Source organism: uncultured Serinicoccus sp., from assembly GCF_947487915.1.
GTDB lineage: Bacteria > Actinomycetota > Actinomycetes > Actinomycetales > Dermatophilaceae > Ornithinicoccus.
This window is the reverse complement of record NZ_CANKYH010000037.1, coordinates 1-440: the sequence shown is the minus strand read 5'-3', so window position 1 is coordinate 440 and position 440 is coordinate 1. Positions and strand designations below refer to the sequence as shown.

General features: G+C 62.3%; 1 protein-coding gene. It reads left to right on the top strand.

The features are described from left to right. Positions 1-429, top strand: a 429-nt coding sequence (locus Q0795_RS17120; protein WP_298891761.1) for an IS30 family transposase, incomplete at its 5' end; no start/stop codon positions are given. Positions 430-440: the final 11 nt, after the last annotated feature.

Genomic DNA, 440 nt, shown 5'->3' with positions numbered 1-440 from the left:
GGCTACCGGCACAAAGAGACGCCGAAGAACGGCCCCGCATTGGCCGGCTACGGCGCGATCACGATGAAGAACGCCCTTGCGAACACCATGTCGACGCTGCCGACTCAGTTGGCGAGGTCGGTGACCTGGGATCGCGGCAAGGAGATGTCAGCACACGCGAAGTTCACCGTCGAGACCGGGATCCCCGTCTTCTTCGCGGACCCGCAGTCGCCATGGCAGCGCGGTACAAACGAAAACACCAACGGGCTACTGCGTCAGTACTTCCCGAAGGGCACCGACCTGTCCTGCTGGTCGGCCGAGGAGATCGAGGCCGTCGCCCACGCCCTGAACACCAGACCGCGCAAGACCCTGGACTGGAAGACACCGGCCGAAGCCTTCAACGAGCATCTACTGTTGCTCCAACAAGACGGTGTTGCATCGACCGGTTGAACCTGGTCAAT